At 69.3% G+C, this 16,799-nt stretch carries 15 protein-coding genes and 1 riboswitch; of the genes, 3 read left to right on the top strand and 12 right to left on the bottom strand.

Annotated features, from left to right (window positions below; genetic code table 11):
• Nucleotides 1-92 precede the first annotated feature (92 nt).
• The 4 genes from ACWGST_RS10220 to ACWGST_RS10205 all read right to left on the bottom strand — a co-directional run bounded on the left by ACWGST_RS10220 (nucleotide 93) and on the right by ACWGST_RS10205 (nucleotide 5,537).
• Complete coding sequence (locus ACWGST_RS10220) at nucleotides 93-1,859, bottom strand: dipeptide ABC transporter ATP-binding protein (RefSeq protein WP_452046548.1); 1,767 nt, start codon at nucleotides 1,857-1,859, stop codon at nucleotides 93-95.
• Nucleotides 1,856-2,809, bottom strand: coding sequence for an ABC transporter permease (locus ACWGST_RS10215; protein ID WP_452046547.1), 954 nt, complete (start codon nucleotides 2,807-2,809; stop codon nucleotides 1,856-1,858). The genes ACWGST_RS10220 and ACWGST_RS10215 overlap by 4 nt, the downstream gene beginning before the upstream one ends.
• Complete coding sequence (locus ACWGST_RS10210) at nucleotides 2,799-3,728, bottom strand: ABC transporter permease (RefSeq protein ID WP_452046546.1); 930 nt, start codon at nucleotides 3,726-3,728, stop codon at nucleotides 2,799-2,801. The genes ACWGST_RS10215 and ACWGST_RS10210 overlap by 11 nt, the downstream gene beginning before the upstream one ends.
• Nucleotides 3,729-3,914: 186 nt before the next feature.
• Entirely contained in the window at nucleotides 3,915-5,537 is a 1,623-nt protein-coding gene (locus tag ACWGST_RS10205; protein ID WP_452046545.1) for a peptide ABC transporter substrate-binding protein, read from the bottom strand.
• Nucleotides 5,538-5,743: 206 nt separating this feature from the next.
• Between ACWGST_RS10205 and ACWGST_RS10200 the strand changes: the two genes are divergently transcribed.
• Nucleotides 5,744-6,508, top strand: coding sequence for a CPBP family intramembrane glutamic endopeptidase (locus tag ACWGST_RS10200; RefSeq protein WP_452046544.1), 765 nt, complete (start codon nucleotides 5,744-5,746; stop codon nucleotides 6,506-6,508).
• On the opposite strand, the gene ACWGST_RS10195 is transcribed toward ACWGST_RS10200, so the two are convergent.
• Nucleotides 6,454-6,951 (bottom strand): hypothetical protein, encoded by a 498-nt coding sequence (locus tag ACWGST_RS10195; protein WP_452046543.1) that lies wholly within the window; start codon nucleotides 6,949-6,951, stop codon nucleotides 6,454-6,456. The two genes, ACWGST_RS10200 and ACWGST_RS10195, sit on opposite strands and share 55 nt — an antisense overlap.
• A gap of 227 nt (nucleotides 6,952-7,178) precedes the next feature.
• Between ACWGST_RS10195 and ACWGST_RS10190 the strand changes: the two genes are divergently transcribed.
• The gene (locus ACWGST_RS10190) at nucleotides 7,179-7,400 is read left to right on the top strand and encodes a hypothetical protein (RefSeq protein WP_452046542.1); all 222 of its coding nucleotides are present in this window, start codon (nucleotides 7,179-7,181) and stop codon (nucleotides 7,398-7,400) included.
• Nucleotides 7,401-7,412: 12 nt separating this feature from the next.
• Here ACWGST_RS10190 and ACWGST_RS10185 read toward each other — a convergent pair whose 3' ends face one another.
• The 3 genes from ACWGST_RS10185 to ACWGST_RS10175 form a co-directional block, all read right to left on the bottom strand.
• Nucleotides 7,413-7,943, bottom strand: coding sequence for a COG4315 family predicted lipoprotein (locus ACWGST_RS10185; protein ID WP_452046541.1), 531 nt, complete (start codon nucleotides 7,941-7,943; stop codon nucleotides 7,413-7,415).
• A gap of 79 nt (nucleotides 7,944-8,022) precedes the next feature.
• A complete protein-coding gene (locus ACWGST_RS10180) occupies nucleotides 8,023-8,724 on the bottom strand; it encodes an anti-sigma factor family protein (RefSeq protein ID WP_452046540.1) in 702 nt (233 codons plus the stop codon).
• Nucleotides 8,721-9,227, bottom strand: coding sequence for a sigma-70 family RNA polymerase sigma factor (locus ACWGST_RS10175; protein WP_452046539.1), 507 nt, complete (start codon nucleotides 9,225-9,227; stop codon nucleotides 8,721-8,723). Before ACWGST_RS10175 ends, ACWGST_RS10180 begins: the two co-directional genes overlap by 4 nt.
• A 103-nt stretch (nucleotides 9,228-9,330) precedes the next feature.
• Here ACWGST_RS10175 and ACWGST_RS10170 point away from each other — a divergent pair, with 103 nt between their 5' ends.
• Complete coding sequence (locus ACWGST_RS10170) at nucleotides 9,331-9,846, top strand: DUF2231 domain-containing protein (protein WP_452046538.1); 516 nt, start codon at nucleotides 9,331-9,333, stop codon at nucleotides 9,844-9,846.
• A gap of 30 nt (nucleotides 9,847-9,876) precedes the next feature.
• Here the strand turns inward: ACWGST_RS10170 and gcvP are convergent, their stop codons facing one another.
• The 4 genes from gcvP to ACWGST_RS10150 all read right to left on the bottom strand — a co-directional run bounded on the left by gcvP (nucleotide 9,877) and on the right by ACWGST_RS10150 (nucleotide 16,797).
• Nucleotides 9,877-12,795 carry an aminomethyl-transferring glycine dehydrogenase gene (gene gcvP, locus ACWGST_RS10165; protein WP_452046537.1) on the bottom strand — a complete coding sequence of 973 codons (2,919 nt, stop codon included), beginning with the start codon at nucleotides 12,793-12,795 and terminating at the stop codon, nucleotides 9,877-9,879.
• A gap of 8 nt (nucleotides 12,796-12,803) precedes the next feature.
• Nucleotides 12,804-13,175, bottom strand: a complete 372-nt coding sequence (gcvH, locus tag ACWGST_RS10160) for a glycine cleavage system protein GcvH (protein ID WP_452046536.1) — start codon at nucleotides 13,173-13,175, stop codon at nucleotides 12,804-12,806.
• 72 nt (nucleotides 13,176-13,247) lie between these two features.
• Nucleotides 13,248-14,459, bottom strand: coding sequence for a glycine cleavage system aminomethyltransferase GcvT (gene gcvT, locus ACWGST_RS10155; RefSeq protein ID WP_452046535.1), 1,212 nt, complete (start codon nucleotides 14,457-14,459; stop codon nucleotides 13,248-13,250).
• Nucleotides 14,460-14,621: 162 nt separating this feature from the next.
• A riboswitch (glycine riboswitch) is annotated at nucleotides 14,622-14,757 on the bottom strand.
• Between the two features lie 84 nt (nucleotides 14,758-14,841).
• Nucleotides 14,842-16,797 carry a multicopper oxidase family protein gene (locus tag ACWGST_RS10150; RefSeq protein ID WP_452046534.1) on the bottom strand — a complete coding sequence of 652 codons (1,956 nt, stop codon included), beginning with the start codon at nucleotides 16,795-16,797 and terminating at the stop codon, nucleotides 14,842-14,844.
• Nucleotides 16,798-16,799: the final 2 nt, after the last annotated feature.

The raw sequence follows: 16,799 nt of genomic DNA, 5'->3' as shown, positions 1-16,799 counted from the left end.
CCGAACCTTTCACCGCGGCTCCGCCCGCGCGCGCCCGGCCTCCGAGTGATCGGATGCCGGGCGCTCGCGCTTGTTCGGTCGCCGGTCTGGCCCTACGCCCCGAGCTCGATGCTGGCGCCCGGAATCGCCGCGAGCAGATCCTTCGTGTACTGCTCTTGCGGGTGGTCGAACACCTCGTCGGTGGTCGCCGCCTCGACGATGCGGCCCTTCTGCATCACGCACACGTGGTCGGCGATGACGCGCACGACCGCGAGGTCGTGCGTGATGAAGAGGTACGTCAGGCCCAGTTCGGCCTGCAAGTCGGCGAGCAGACGCAGGATCTGCGCCTGCACGAGCACGTCGAGCGCCGACACCGCCTCGTCGAGCACCACGATCTCGGGCTTCAACGCGAGCGCACGCGCGATCGCGATGCGCTGGCGCTGGCCGCCCGAGAGTTCGTTGGGGTACCGGCTGATGAGGGTGCGCGGCAGCGAGACCTGGTCGAGCAGTTCGTAGACCCGCTCACGACGAGAGGCCTTCGTGCCGACCTTGTGCGTGAACAACGGTTCGGCGATGGTGTTGCCGATGTTGCGCAGCGGGTTCAGCGAACCGTACGGGTCTTGGAAGACCGGCTGCATGCGACTGCGGAGGTTGAAGAGCTCCTTGCCGGTGACGCTCGCGAGGTCGTGACCGCCGACGACGATCTTGCCGCTCGTGGTGTCTTCGAGCTTCAGCAGCATCTTCGCGACGGTCGACTTCCCCGAGCCCGACTCGCCCACGAGCGCCATGGTGGTGCCCTTGGGGATCTGGAACGAGACCTTGTCGACCGCGGTGAAGTCGCCCGATCCGCGGATCTTGAAGACCTTGGTGAGGTCTTCGACCACGATCGCCGGCGGCGCCTCGGGTGCGGCCGCGAGCGCCTCGGCACGAGCCTCGGCCGTGGCGATCAGATCGATCGTGTCGCCCGCGGGATCCACCGCACCATCGGTCGTCGACGACTCGGCCGCCGAGATCGAACCGGTCGCCTGGATGCGACGCGACGCGAGGCTCGGCGCCGCGGCCACGAGACGCTGCGTGTAGGGGTGCTGCGGGTTCTGCAGGATCTCGACCGACGGGCCCGACTCGACCACGCGGCCCTTGTACATGACCACGAGCTGCTCGGCGCGCTCGGCCGCGAGGCCGAGGTCGTGCGTGATGAACAGCAGGGTCGTGCCGAGTTCGCGAGTGAGCGATTCGAGGTGATCGAGGATGACCCGTTGCACCGTGACGTCGAGGGCCGACGTCGGCTCGTCGGCGATGAGCAGCTGCGGGTTCGCCGCGAGGCCCATGCCGATCAGCACGCGCTGACGCATGCCGCCCGAGAACTGGTGCGGGAACTGCCGCATGCGGCGGTCGGCATCGCCGAGGCCGGCCTGCTTCAGCACCTGGATCGCGCGTGCCTTGACCTCTTTGCGACCGGTCGCGATGCCGTTGGCCTTGATGGCCTCTTCGACCTGGAAGCCGATCGACCACACGGGGTTGAGGTTCGACATCGGGTCTTGGGGCACGAAGCCGATCTTGCGGCCGCGAATGGCCTCCATGTCCTTCTTCGACGCCTTCGTGAGGTCTTGGCCGTCGAGGAGGATCTGGCCCCCGGCGACGTGGCCCGTGCCCGGCAGCAGGTTGATGATCGCGTGAGCGGTCGTCGACTTGCCCGAGCCGGACTCGCCGACGATCGCGAGGCTCTGCCCGCGGTACAGCGTGATGTTCACACCGTCGACGGCCTTGACCACGCCGTCTTGGGTGTTGAACCCGACCTGCAGGTCTTTGATCTCGAGCAGTGGCCGTTCGGCGCTGCCGCGTTCTGATTGCACGTTCGATCCGTTCGAAGTCTCGCTCATCGCTGCGCCCTCGCCTTCGGGTCGAGCGCATCGCGCACGACCTCGCCGAGCATGATGAAGCTCAGCACGGTGACCGACAGCGCGATCGAGGGCAGGATCAGGGTCTGGGGCGCGGTGCGCAGCGAGGTCTGGGCCTGGCTGATGTCGTTGCCCCACGACATGATGTCGGTCGGCAAGCCGACGCCGAGGAACGACAAGGTCGCCTCGGCGACGATCGCGCCGGCGAGCGAGATGGTCGTGATGACGAGCACGGGTGCGATCGAGTTCGGCAGCACGTGGCGCAGCAGGATTCGGAACCGCGAGACGCCGAGCGCCGTCGACGCCATGACGAAGTCGGCGTTCTTCACCCGCAGGATCTCGGCTCGCAGGACGCGAGCCGTGGCAGGCCAGGCGAACAATCCGATCGCGAGCGAGATCACCCACACGTTCCGGTAGGCCGAGAGCACCGACATGATGACGACGGCGGCGAGGATGTAGGGAATCGAGAAGAAGATGTCGCCGAGGCGCGAGAGCACCGAGTCGAGCCATCCGCCGTAGAAGCCCGCGAAGGCGCCGAAGATGATGCCGAGCGACGCGACGAGGAACGTCACGATGAGGCCGACGGCGAGCGAGGTCGACGTGCCGTGGATGATGCGCGAGTAGATGTCGCACCCCTGCTTGGTGAACCCGAGCGGGTGACCCTCGGTCGGACCGCCGTTGCTGTTCGCGAGCAGGCAGTCGTTGTTCGGCGGCGTCTGCGTGAACAGGCCGGGGAACAGGGCGACGATCACGACGAGCAGGATCAGCAGTGATGAGATCCAGAACATCGGGCGCTTGCGCACGTCGTTCCACGCGTCGGTCCAGAGGTTCGAGGGCTTGCCCTCGGTCTTGACCGAGTCGATGGCGACGAGCGGCGTCTCTTCGAGCGGGGCGACGAAGTGCTGCTGGTCTGGTCTGGTGTTACTTGGCATAACGGATCCTCGGGTCGAGAACGGCGTAGAGAAGGTCTACCAGCAGGTTCACCACGAGGTAGATCAGCACCATGATCGTCACGAAGGAGACGACGGTCGGCCCCTCACCTCGGATGATCGCCTGGTAGAGCGTGCGGCCGACACCCGGCACGTTGAAGATGCCCTCGGTCACCGTCGCGCCGACCATGAGCGTGCCGAAGTCGACGGCGAGGTAGGTGACGACCGGGATGAGCGAGTTGCGCAGGATGTGCACGGGGACGATGCGATTGCGGGAGAGGCCCTTGCTCGCGGCGGTGCGAACGAAGTCCTGCCCGTCTGTGTCGATGACCGACGCCCGTGTCAGTCGAACGATCTGGGCGAAACTGATGCTGGCCAGCACGATGGCCGGCAATATCAAGTCTTGCGTTGGAGCACCTGTGCCCACCGTGGTTCTGAACCACCCCAGATAGATGCCGAAGAACCACTGCATCACGAACGCGAGCACGAAGATCGGCAGCGAGATGAGGATGAGGCTCACGACGAGTGCGCTCGCGTCGAAGATGCCGCCCTTGCGGAGGCCCGACACGAGGCCGATCGAGATGCCGGCGACCATTTCGATGAAGACCGCCATCGCCGCGAGGCGGAGCGTCACCGGGAACGTGGACATCAGGATCTCGGAGACGGGCTGACCCGAGAACGAGACGCCGAGGTCACCCCTGAAGATGTTGCCGAGGAAGATGAAGTACTGGACGATGAACGGCTTGTCCAGGTTGTACCGCTCGCGAAGGGCTTCGACGACCGACGGGGGCGGGGTCTTGTCGCCGAACAGCGCGACGATCGGGTCGCCGGGCATGGCGAAGACCATGAAATAGATCAAGAAGGTGGTGCCGAGCAGGACAGGGATCGCCTGCAGCAGTCGGCGCAGGATGTAGCCGGCCATGGATCAGGCCCTGCGTTCTGCGAATGTGGACATGTTGAAGAAACCTCACCGTTGTGCGAGTTCGATTCCACGATGCTACGCCGATCAGGCGAACACCGTGGATACGTGGGAGTGGGGCGGCAGCCTGCTCGGCTGCCGCCCCACGGGCGTCTCAGAGTCTAACCCCGAGCCGTCCTCGATCGAGAATTACTCGCTCTTGGTGATCTGGTAGTACAGCGGCACCGAGTTCCAGCCGAACTCGACGTCGTTGACCGACTCGCTCCACGCACCGTTGACCGTGGAGTACCACAGCGGGATGGCGGGGAGGTCCTGGAAGAGGATCTCCTGCGAAGCCTGGAACTTCTCGTTCGCGGCGGCGATGTCGGTCTCGGCGAGGCCCTCCTTGAGCAGCGCGTCGAACTCGGGGTTCGAGTAGTCGCCGTCGTTCGAGCCGGCACCGGTTCCGTAGAGCGGGCCGAGGAAGTTGAAGAGCGCCGGGTAGTCCGCCTGCCAGCCCGAACGGAAGGCCGTCTGGATGGTGCGGTCGGTGATCTTCGTGCGCGCCTCGGCGAACGTCGGGTACGGGTCGCCCGAAGCGTCGATGCCGAGCGTGTTCTTCAGGCCGTTCGCAACAGCGTCGACCCAGGCCTGGTGGCCGCCGTCGGCGTTGTACGCGATCTTGAAGGTGCCGTCCCACGGGGCGATGGCGTCGGCCTGAGCCCACAGCTTCTTCGCCTCTTCGGCGTTGAAGTCGAGGACCTCGGAGCCGGGGATGTCTTCCGAGTAGCCGTCGATGACCGGCGACGTGAAGTCGTGCGCCGGGGTGCGGGTGCCGGCGAAGATCACGTCGGTGATCTCGTCGCGGTTGATCGCCATCGAGAGCGCCTGGCGACGGAGGTTGCCCTCTTCACCCGAGAAGTGCGGCAGACGCGCCGGGATCGTGAACGACTGGAAGATCGCAGCGGCCTGGGTGACCGCGCGGTCGCCGAACTCGTCCTGGAAGGTGGCCAGAGCCGAGTCGGGGATCGCGTCGAGCACGTCGAGGTTGCCGCCCTGGAGGTCGGCGTACGCGGCGTCCTGCGAGGCGTAGAAGATGATGTCGAGGCCACCGTTGACGGCCGTCCGTCCACCGTCGTAGTCGGGGTTCACGACGAGGTCGATCTTCTCGTTGTGCTTCCAGGCGTCTTCGCCGTCGAGCATGTACGGGCCGTTGCCGACGGGGTTCTCACCGAAAGCGGCGAGGTCGTCGAAGGCCGACGCGGGCAGCGGGTAGAAGGCCGAGTAGCCGAGACGCAGCGGGAAGTCCGACTCGGGCTGGTTCAGCTCGACGGTGAACGTGGTGTCGTCGACGACCTCGAGGCCCGGAAGCTCGGGAACCGACTCGTCGTAGCTGAAGCCCTTGATGGACTCGAAGAAGTACTGCGAGAGCTGCTCGTTGGCAGTGTCGGCGCCGTAGTTCCACGCGTCGACGAACGAGGAGGCCGTGACGGGCTCACCGTTCGTGAACTTCTGGTCGGCCTTGAGCTTGATGGTGTAGTTCTGCGCGTCGTCGGTCTCGATGGACTCGGCGACGTCGTTGTGCGCTGCACCCTTGGCGTCGTAGTACACGAGACCTGCGAAGATCGCGTCGAGGATCTTGCCGCCACCGGTTTCGTTGGTGTTGGTGGGGATCAGCGGGTTCTGGGGCTCGGAGCCGTTGGTCGTGATGACCGCGGTGGCATCGCCGGCGGGAGCCGACGGGTTCGTGCCGCCGCTCGTGCAGCCCGACAGCGTCAATGCGCCGGCGGCAGCAAGAGCAATGGCTGCAACGCCGATTCTCTTGATCTTCAATGTTCCTCCTGTGAGATTTGCGACGTCAGCACGGCTCGTGGCCGCGCTGGAGCGCTGGTAGATCGAGACTATGAACCTGACCTTCGGTAAGCAAACCAGAAGGGCAAACCGTTACCGACGCGCAACCTAGCGACACGAGCGCCGCCGGATATCGTCGTGAATCCGCACGAATATTGCGTCTGCGCCCCACATGCGATGATTGCCGCATGTCTTCTGCACGACGGCTGCAGCTCGAGGTCGTCATCGTGCTCGGCCTCTCGCTCGGGGCGTCCGCCGTGTACTCGATCGTCTCGATCATCGCGAAGCTCACCGCCGAGACGCCGCTGGGCGAGCAATCGGTCGCCCTGAATCCCTCGCGCGCACCGCGCGAGTGGCTCGACTTCACCTACCAGTTCCTCGACGTGTTCTTCGGCCTCTTCGCGGTCGCACTCGTGCTGTACCTGTTGTGGGCGCCCGGCACGAACCCCTTCCGCCGTATCGGCCTCGACCTGACGAGACCGGGGCGGGACGCGGCATCCGGAGTGCTGCTGGTGGTCGCCATCGGCGTGCCCGGACTGGCGCTCTATGCGCTGGGTCGCGCGCTCGGCCTGACCGTGGCGGTCGAGGCGTCACCGGCCGACTGGCTGTGGTGGACGGTGCCGATCCTGGTGTTCAGGGCCCTCGAAGCCGCGCTGACCGAAGAGGTCATCGTCGTCGGGTATCTCTTCACGCGATTCAGGGAGCTCGGCGTCGGCCCGTGGGCGACGATCGCCTCGAGCGCGGTGCTGCGCGGCACCTACCACCTGTACCAGGGCTTCGGACCGTTCTTCGGCAACGTCGCGATGGGCATCGTGTTCGGCTGGTGCTATCAGCGTTGGGGTCGCGTGATGCCGCTCGTCATCGCGCACTGGATCCTCGACATCGCGTCGTTCGTCGGCTACCCGCTCGCGGTCGGCTGGTGGCCGGAGCTCTTCGCCGTCTCTGCCGATTGAGTCGAGGCCGATTGAGTCGAGGCCGGCTGAGTCGAACGCGCCGGTTGAGCGGTGCGAAGCGGATGCCGCGTGCGCGAGGTGTGCGGCACGTGCTCGCTTCGACCGAGCGCGACGACGGTCGTCGGCATCGGCGGCAGCGACTCCTCGGCGACTTCGACCCGCAGGTCGGCGTCGATGCCGCGCACCCGCGCCAGGTCGAGCCCGCTGCGCCGCGACGGCGAGCACACGGCGGAGTAGTAGCCCTCGTCGCCGAACACGCCGGTGCTCGCGAAGTCGGTGATCGACTGCGCTCGCCGGTAGGCCTCGGCGGTGGCGGGGTCGCGTCGTTCGAGAAGGCCGGCGCGCTTCTCGAGCCCGAGGCCGCGGCCTGAAAGCACGGACGTACCGACGAGGAACCCCACGAACCCGACGGTGGTCAGCACCGTGATGAGATCGATCGACATCTTGCCCCCTCTGCGTCGAGAGAACCCGGGCCTCTGACAGAACCCGTGGGTTATTTCGAGAGAACCTCAGTGTACTCCCGGGGGCGTTCTTCGGGGTCGCACTGATCCGCCGAATCGCGTAGCTCGCGACCATGGAGGCAGCCCTCGCACGAGGGCGCCGACCGGCATCGCCGGGCCGACCGCACCACCGGACACCGCGCGCCGGACACCAGAGACGGAACGGAACAATGTCACTCGCCGCAGCCTTCGGCGCAGGCCACCTCGCAGCCCGCGTCACCGACCGCCGCTTCCGCGCGACCGAAGCAGAGATCGCCGCGGCCCACGTTCGCGTCGCCGCTCGTCGCAGCGCCCTCATCGGGGTCACGGGCACCGCCGCGGTGCCCGCCGCGGTGCCCGCTCGTCGCGAGTACACGGAGCGCGGTCGCCACGCGGCACCGCGCCCCGCATAGACCGCCAGGCTGTCAGCCGCCGATCTTCTCCCCTGCGGGGCTCAGGACCCACCAGACGTTGTTCACGCCCTGGCCGTTCGTGTCGCCCGCGGCGCTGTCACCCGCGTAGGTGTAGAGCGGCCAGCCGTTCAGCGTCACCTGGGTCGAGCCGTCGACCCCCGTGATGGTGCCGACCTCGCCCGTGACGCCCTCGACCTTCGGGGCGGCCGAGTCGGTCGTGACGGCGGGCCAGTTGGCCGCGCACTGGCCGGCGCAGCTGCTCGCCCCGCTGCCCTGGGTGTCGGTGTCGAACATGTAGACGGTCATTCCCGTGCCGTCGACGACGATCTGGCCGAGCGACGAGTCCGTGACACCGAGCGCCGCACCCGTCGAGTCCGAATTCGAGCCCGAACTCGCGGCGGGCGTCTGGGCCGCGGTCGACGGCGCCGCGCCGTACCCCGATCCGCCGGACGAGCCGTCCGACCCACCGGACGTCCCCGTGCAGCCCGCGAGTGCGAGCGCGACGGCGATGACGGCGGCTCCTGTTGCAATGCGCAGTTTCATGCGAGTTCCCTCTTCTCCTGCTTCGGCCGCGGTCGCGACCTCTCCAGTAGCACGAGGCGCGGCCTCGAATGGTTCACGCTCAGTCGAACTCGCTCCGCATGAGCACGTCGCCGCTGCCGATCGCCCGGATCTCGAGCGACGCGATCTCGTCGAGGTCGAGAGCGGCGCCCGCAGAGAGCCGCGCCGCCGCCCCTGGACTCGCCCGCCAGCTCGAGACATCCGTGCGCTCGCCGTCGCGACCGACGACGACGAGCGCATACGGCCAGCCGCCGGCCGGGCCATCGGCCGCCTCGGCGTCGGCGTAGCGGCAGTCGAGCTCGATCCTCGTGCCCCACGCGACCTGGGTGAGCGTCGCGGTGGCCGAGAGCGGCACCTCGGCGACGGCCTCGAAGGCGACCGATTCGGAGATCACCGGTGGGCGGATGACCGCGAGAGGCACCGCGATCGCGACGATGACGATGACTGCCGCTGCCGCGGAGGCGACCCACCACGTGCGAGCGCGACGGCGGCGTCGCCGTCGATCCTCCAGCCGCACGACGTCGAGGAGGTCACTGCGCGGCGCCGGCGCGGAGCCGTCATCCGGTTCGCCGAGGAGCGCCTCGGCACGTTCGGGAGAGAGCCGTGCGAGCAGCCCCGGCATCGGGGTCAGCTCGGCGACCGATCGACGGCAGAGCTCGCACGACTCGAGGTGCTGCTCGAACTCGCCGCGCTCGGCGGGTGAGAGCGCGCCGAGCACGTAGGCGGAGTCCCAGTCGGCGAAGCGCGGGTGGTTCGGGTTCATCGCGTCACCCCTTTCTCCTGCAGCGCGAGCCGCAGGGCCCGAAGCCCGTAGTGCAACCGGGACTTCACCGTACCCTCGGGGATGCCGAGGCGTCGGGCGACTTCGGCCACGCTGCATCCGCCGTAGTAGGCGTGCACGATCACGGCACGGTGCTCCATGCTCAACGTCGCGAGCGCCTCCTCGACGAGCAGGCTCTCGAAGAGTGCGTCGGTCGCATCGTGCTCCGCGCGCTCCGGCGTCTCGGCGACGCCGATCTCGTGCCGGCGGCGTGCGCTGCGCGCCTCGTCGATCACGAGGTTCCGGGCGACCGTGATCATCCACGATCTCGTCGATGCGGGTTCCTGGGCCATGATCTTGGGGCTGCGCCATGCGCGGAGCAGGGTCTCCTGCACGATGTCGTCGGCGCCGGCGGCGTCGCCGGTGAGATGCACGACGTACCTCCACACCGACGGTCCGTGCGCGTCGTAGAGCGCGACCAGACGGCTGTCGTCATCGAGCGGCATCCATCACCTCCTGCTGTTCTCTTCCCTGAGAACGACAACGCGCTCGGAATGGTTCATTCGCAGCGCGGGTGAACTCGGGCGGCATCGGCGTCGTGTTCACGGTATGGATCCCACGAATCTCGCACCCATCGCCTCGGAGGACGTCCTCCAGATCGCGGGGCTGCCCCTGCACCCGCTCGTCGTGCACGCGGTGGTCGTGCTCACGCCACTCACGGTACTCGCCCTGCTGCTCGGCGCGTTCTGGCCGGCGGCCCGCCGGCGACTCGGCATCGTGACCCCGCTCGGCGCGGCAGCCGTGCTCGTGCTCGTGCCGATCACGGTCGCGGCCGGGCAGTCGCTCGCCGAACGGATCGGGCCGGTTCCCGCGGTCACGCGGCATCAGCAGTTCGGCGAGATGCTGCTGCCGTGGGCGATCTCGCTCTTCGTCGTCGCCGCGGCCCAGTGGGCGTGGTTCCGCTACGGCGACGAGCGGATGCGCCGCGGCTCGCCCGGCGCGGCACGGGCGGCGCGCATCGGGCTCGCCGCGGCATCCGTCGTCGTCGGGGCGGGCACCGCCCTGCTGCTCGTGCTGATCGGCGACTCAGGAGCCCGCGCCGTATGGGGCGGGCTCCTGAGCTGACCGGCTGTGTGTGCCGAGCCGAAGCGCTCCCTACGCGAACGCCTCGATCGGCGGGCAGGCGCACACGAGGTTGCGGTCGCCGTAGGCCTGGTCGACGCGGCGCACGGGCGCCCAGTACTTGTTGCGCACGAGCGAGTGCACGGGGTAGACGGCCTGCTCGCGCGTGTAGGGGTGGGTCCACTCCCCCGCGATGACCGACTCCGCGGTGTGCGGCGCGTTCACGAGCGGGTTGTCGTCGGCGGGCCACTCGCCCGCGGCCACCGCGTCGGCCTCGGCCTTGATGGCGACCATCGCCTCGACGAAGCGCTCGAGCTCGGCGAGGTCTTCCGACTCGGTCGGCTCGATCATGAGCGTGCCCGCGACGGGGAACGACATCGTCGGCGCGTGGAAGCCGTAGTCGACGAGGCGCTTGGCCACGTCGTCGACCGTCACGCCCGTCGCCGCCGTGAGCGGGCGCAGGTCGAGGATGCACTCGTGCGCGACGAGGCCGTTCTCGCCCGTGTAGAGCACGGGGTAGTGCTCGCGCAGGCGCGAGGCCACGAAGTTCGCGGCGAGCACCGCGGTCGCGGTCGCCTGCTTGAGGCCCTCGGAGCCCATCATGCGCACGTAGGCCCACGAGATCGGCAGGATCGACGGGCTGCCGTACGGCGCGGCCGAGACCGGTCCGCCGTCGTGCGTGACGCCGCCCGAGTGGTCGGCGCGCTGGGCCATCGGGTGGCCCGGCAGGTAGGGCGCGAGGTGGGCCTTCGCCGCGACGGGGCCGACGCCCGGGCCGCCGCCGCCGTGCGGGATGCAGAACGTCTTGTGCAGGTTCAGGTGCGAGACGTCGCCGCCGAAGTCGCCGAAGCGGGCGAAGCCGAGCAGGGCGTTGAGGTTCGCGCCGTCGACGTAGACCTGGCCGCCGGCGTCGTGCACGGCCTGCGTGATGGTCTTCACCTCGTGCTCGTAGACGCCGTGCGTCGACGGGTAGGTGATCATGAGGGCGGCGAGGCTCTCGGCGTGTTCGGCGATCTTCGCCCGCAGGTCGTCGAGGTCGACGTTGCCGAGCTCGTCGGTCGCGACGACGACGACGCGCATGCCGGCGAGCACGGCGGATGCCGCGTTGGTGCCATGCGCGCTCGACGGGATGAGGCACACCGTGCGCTCGGTCTCGCCGTTGGCGTGGTGATAGCCGCGGATCGCGAGGAGGCCCGCGAGCTCGCCCTGGCTGCCCGCGTTGGGCTGCAACGAGACGGTGTCGTACCCCGTGACCTCGGCGAGCCAGGTCTCGAGCTGCTCGATCAGGCCGAGCGTGCCGACCACATCGGCCTCGGGCGCGAAGGGGTGCAGGTTCGCGAACTCGGGCCAGGTGACCGACTGCATCTCGGTGGCGGCGTTGAGCTTCATCGTGCACGAGCCGAGTGGGATCATGCCGCGGTCGAGCGCGTAGTCGCGGTCGGCGAGGGTCTTCAGGTACCGCATCATCTGCGTCTCGGAGTGGTGCGTATTGAAGACGGGGTGCTCGAGGTAACCGCTCGTGCGCCGCAGCTCGCCGCTCGCGACGGCAGGCAATGACGTGAGGTCGATGGAGATTCCGGTCCCTGAGCCTGTCGAAGGGGGCAGCCCGAACGCCTGCGCGACGAGCGAGAGCTCGGCCTCGGTCGTCGTCTCGTCGACGGACACGTGCACGGTGGCGTCGCCTGCCTCCCACACGTTCACGCCGAGGGCGCGGGCGCGCTCGACGATGTTGCCGGCGAGACCGGGCACGTGCACCCGGATCGTGTCGAAGTAGCTGTCATGCGCGAGGGTCAGGCCGTAGCCGGTGAGCACCTCGGCGAGCGCGGTCGCCTTCGCCGCGGTCGAGACCGCGATGTGACGGATGCCGCGGGGCCCGTGGTACACGGCGTACATCGACGCCATGACGGCGAGCAGCACCTGCGCGGTGCAGATGTTCGACGTCGCCTTCTCACGGCGGATGTGCTGCTCGCGGGCCTGCAGGGTCAGGCGGTACGCGGGTGCGCCCACGGCGTCCTTCGAGACGCCGACGAGGCGGCCGGGCAGCTGCCGCTCGAGGCCCGTGCGCACGGCCATGTAGCCGGCGTGCGGTCCGCCGAAGCCCATGGGCACGCCGAAGCGCTGCGAGGTGCCGACGGCGACGTCGGCACCGAGCTCGCCGGGGCTCGTGATGAGCGCGAGCGCGAGCAGGTCGGCCGCGACGACGGCGAGGGCTCCCTGCGCCTTCGACGCCGCGATGACGGATGCCGGGTTCCACACGCGGCCCGAAGCGCCCGGGTACTGCACGAAGAGGCCGAAGTGCGAGCCTGCGGCGGCGACATCCGTGCCCTCGACGAGGTCGGCGACGACGAGCTCGATGCCCACCGCCTCCGAGCGCGACTCGAGGAGCGCGAGCGTCTGCGGCAGCACGTCGGCGTCGACGATGAACCGGTTCGACGTCGACTTCGAGGCACGGCGCGCGAGCAGCATGCCTTCGACGACCGCCGTGCCCTCGTCGAGCATCGACGCGTTCGCCGTGTCGAGTCCGGTGAGGTCGGTGACCATCGTCTGGAAGTTGATGAGCGCCTCGAGGCGGCCCTGCGAGATCTCGGGCTGGTACGGCGTGTAGGCCGTGTACCAGCTCGGGTTCTCGAGCACGTTGCGCTGGATCACCGACGGCGTGACCGTGCCGAAGTAGCCGAGGCCGATCATCGAGGTGCGCACGGTGTTCTGCTCGGCGAGTGCGGCGAGCTCGGCGAGCGCCTCGCGCTCGGTGGCTGCGGCGGGGATCGCCGAGTTCAGCACCTCCCCCATGCGGATCGACGTGGGCACCGCGGCGGCCATCAAGGCGTCGAGTGAGTCGTAGCCGAGTTCGGCGAGCATGAGCCCGTGGTCGCTCGGGCTGGTGCCGATGTGGCGGCGCCCGAAGGCGTCGAGGTCGAATGCCGAAGAGGTGGGGGTGGTGGGGGTTTCCATCGTGGTGCTTACTCTCCGACCAGTGCGCGGTACTCGGCGTGCGTGAGGAACTTCGGCAGGCTCGACGCGTTGACCTTGATGAGCCAGCCCTCGCCGAAGGGGTCGCTGTTGACGAGCTCGGGCGAGTCGACGACGGCCTGGTTGGCCTCGACGACCTCGCCGCTGACGGGGGCGAAGAGCTCGCCGACCGACTTCGTCGACTCGATCTCGCCGACGACGGTGCCCTCGGTCACGGTCGTGCCCGCGCCGGGCAGCTCGACGAAGACGACGTCGCCGAGCTTCTCGGCGGCGTAGTCGGTGATGCCGATGGTCGCGACGTCGCCGTCGAGGGCGATCCACTCGTGCTCTTCGGTGTAGTGCAGTGCGGTCTGGTCGGTCATGGTGTGCTCCTTGAATGGTTTCGATTGCCGAGTCGCCCGAATTCGTACAACGTCGGTCGACTCGAGGTCAGGTCAGGCGGTTGCGGTTGCGGTGCGCTTGTAGAAAGGCAGTGCGACGACGGATGCCGCGACTCGCGTGCCCCGGACGTCGACGAAGAGCTCGCGGCCCGGCTCGGCGACGTCGCCCGACACGAAGGCCATGGCGATCGGGTGACCGAGCGTCGGCGAGAGCGCGCCGCTCGTGACGATGCCGACTCGCGCGGCATCGGCACCCTCGCCGTCGAAGACCTCGTAGTCGGCACGAGCCGCACGACGGCCCTCTGCTGCGAGGCCGACGAGCACCGGGGCATCCGCTGCCGGCCCCTGTTCGACGGCCCCGCGACCGATGAACGCCTCGGGCTTGGCGAGCGCGACGACGCGGCCGAGGCCGGCCTGCACGGGCAGGATGTCGCGGGAGAGCTCGTGCCCGTAGAGCGGCATGCCCGCCTCGAGGCGCAGCGTGTCGCGGCTCGCGAGCCCGCAGGGCGTCACGCGGGGGCCGCCGGTCTCGGCGAGCGCCTCCCAGAGGCGGGCCGCGCGCTCGGGCGCGAGGTAGAGCTCGAAGCCGTCTTCGCCGGTGTAGCCGGTGCGCGCGACGAGCACGGGCTCGCCCTCGAAGGTGGCCGGGAAGGCGCGGTAGTACTTCAGCGCCTCGAGCTTCGCGTCGAAGTCCTCTTCATCGTTGCCCGGGCCGTCGACCCCGAAGCCCGGCGTTTCGAGCAGCACGGCGCGCGCGTCGGGGCCCTGGATGGCGATGAGGGCGATGTCGTCGCTCTCGTCGGAGACGAGCGTGTCGAAGCCGGCCGCACGTGCGCGCAGTTCGTCGGCGACGACGGCGGCGTTCGACGCGTTCGCGACGACCATGTAGCGGTCGTCGCCCGTGCGGTAGACGACGAGGTCGTCGATGATGCCGCCGTCGTCGGCGAGCAGCAGCGAGTACTTGGCCTGCCCGATCTCGATCGCCGAGAGCTTTCCGGCGAGCGCGTGGTCGAGCGCGGCGGCGGCCTGCGGGCCGATGAGCACGATCTCGCCCATGTGCGAGAGGTCGAAGAGGCCGGCCGCTGTGCGCACGGCGTGGTGCTCGGCGAGGTCGCTCGAGTAGCGCACGGGCATCTGCCAGCCGGCGAAGTCGGTGAAGCTCGCGCCCGCCGCGCGGTGCACCGCGTCGAGAGGGCTGCGCCGTTCGGGGCTCGAGGCTTCGGTGCTCGATGCGTCGTGGCTGGCGGTACCGGGTTCGTTGGTCACGAGAGTTCTCCAGACGTGCCGGCGTGCGCCGGCGTTGTCACGGTCGCGAACGCGGGCCGTGTGGGAACTCCCCCTCTGTCATGAGCCTGAGAGTTTCACGCGGGTGCGCTTTCACCGTGGGCGGGAGACCGCAGTCGCGCGGAATCCACTTTTCAGAGCGGCCTCGTCATCGCGGTGTAGTGACCTGAGAGATTGGCAGGGAGGCTTGCTCCTTCGGTGCCGGCTCGGCGCTGTCAGCACTGGTCTGATTGCTCAGCACTGGTCTGATTGCTCCGGCCGGCTCTCCCGCGACGCGTCGATGGCCCGGTATGAGGTTGTGCTGCCGATCTTAGCAGCGGGCGGGGCGGATGCCGCGTGGCGGGCCCCGCCCGCTCGGTTCGCGTCACTCGGGCCGGTTCGCGTGGGCGCCGCCGTGCTCGAACGGCGTCGTCACCCCCGTGTAGGCGAGGGTCATCATCATGCCCTGCGCGGCGTGCTCGAGGTCGTGGCAGTGGTCCATCCAGATGCCGGGGTTGTCGGCACGCAGCGCGACCTCCCACACCTCGCCCGGCCGCACGTCGACCGTGTCGAGCCGGAGCGGCGCGCCCGTCGCAGCGACCCCGTCGCGCGAGAGCACGAGCACGTGGTGGCCGTGAACGTGCATGGGGTGCACGTCGAAGCCTCGATTGACGACGGTGATGCGCACGAGATCGCCCTCGTGCACGGTGATCGGCTCGATGTGCGGAAAGACCTGCCCGTTGACCGTGTAGGCGTAGTTCGGCGCGCCGCCGACGAAGCGCGGCATGCGGTCGAGCACGAGGGTGCCCTCTGACGTGAACGGGCCGAGTTCGGGGCTCGGGCCCTCGCCGTAGGAGAGCAGGTCGAGTTCGGGGGCGTCGGCGATCGCCGTGGGCGCGTCGCTCGCGTCGCCGCCGGGCGGTGCCAACACGAGAGTGGATGTCTCCGAGGCATCCGTCTCGAATCGAATCGGACCCTCGGGCACGGTGACGACCAGGTCGGCGCGGGCGCCCGCGCCGAGCCGCACCGACTCGCCGCGCACCTCGGCACCGCCGGCGAGGTCGCGGCCGTCGACCGCGGCGACGCGGAAGGGTGCTCCCGCGATGGTGACCCGCAGGGGCGACTGGTCGGTGTTCGCGACCCGCAGCCGCACGGTCGAGCCCGCCTCGACGTCGAGTCGCTGCGGGCCGTCGGTCTCACCGATGAAGAGCGAGCCGCCGAACGTGTGCACCGGCACCGCGAGGTCGAGGTCTTCGGCGATGCCGCCCGCGGGCTCCACGACGAGCATGCCGTAGAGGCCGCGCCGCACGCCCTCCGACGCGGCCTGATGCGTGTGGTACCAGTAGGTGCCGGGGGTGTCGGCGACGAATCTCGAGGTGAAGGTGCCGCCGGGTGCGACGGCGTCCTGCGTGACGCCGGCGACGCCGTCTTCGCCGTTCGGCACGTCGTAGCCGTGCCAGTGCAGGGTGACGCCGCTGTCGATGTCGTCGTTCGTGAGCACGGCCTCGACGAGGTCGCCCTCGGTGACGCGGATCTCGGGGCCGGGCAGTGCATCGCCGCCGAAGCCCCACGCCTCGACGGTGCCGCCGCCGGCGAGTTCGACGTCGTGCTTCGCGGCCTTCAGTTCGAAGCGACGCACCGCGCCGGGTGCATCGGCCGGGGTGCGCAGCGTGTCGACCGATCGGGCCGTGCCTGCCACGGCCGGGACCGCCGTGGCGGTCGGTGTCGCAGGGGCGGCTGCAGCGCCGTGGCCGTGGCCCGAACCGGCCTCGATGCTGGGTGCTGCCGTGTCCGAGAGCCACGACCAGCCGACGCCGGCGACGAGGAGCAGGGCGAGCATGCCGGCGAAGCCCACGACCACGCGGCGACCGCGACCCGCGAGCATCGCCCATGCGACGCCGGTGGCGAGCAGCACGGCGGCCACGAGCACTGCCGCCGCGACGGGTTGCGGCGGGTAGCCGATGAGCCAGCTCGCTCCGGCGCCGGCCGTGGTGGCGAATCCGGCGACGAGCAGCAGTGTGCGGTCGAGCGGCGACGCGGCGACATGACCACGCCAGCCGACGAGGCCGATGACGCCTGCGACGCTGCCCACGATGGCGAGCGGCAGGCCGATCGTCGCCTTCTCGGCGATGAACCACCAACCGCGGTCGGCCAGGAGCACCGTGACGAGGGTCGCGCCGGCCACTGCCGCGACGGCGCACAGAGCGAGCGTCGCGACGAGGCGGAGCTCACGGCGTTGCGGGTGCGCGGCGCCCGCTGCAGTGAACCCCGCGCCGAGCCACAGCCCCGCCGCGGCGAGCGTGAGCACGGTGTGCACGGCGAGGAGCGCCGATGTGGTCATCA

This window comes from Agromyces sp. NPDC055520 (assembly GCF_053619715.1).
The sequence above is the reverse complement of the archived record's forward strand: the minus strand, read 5'-3'. Positions and strand labels throughout refer to the sequence as shown.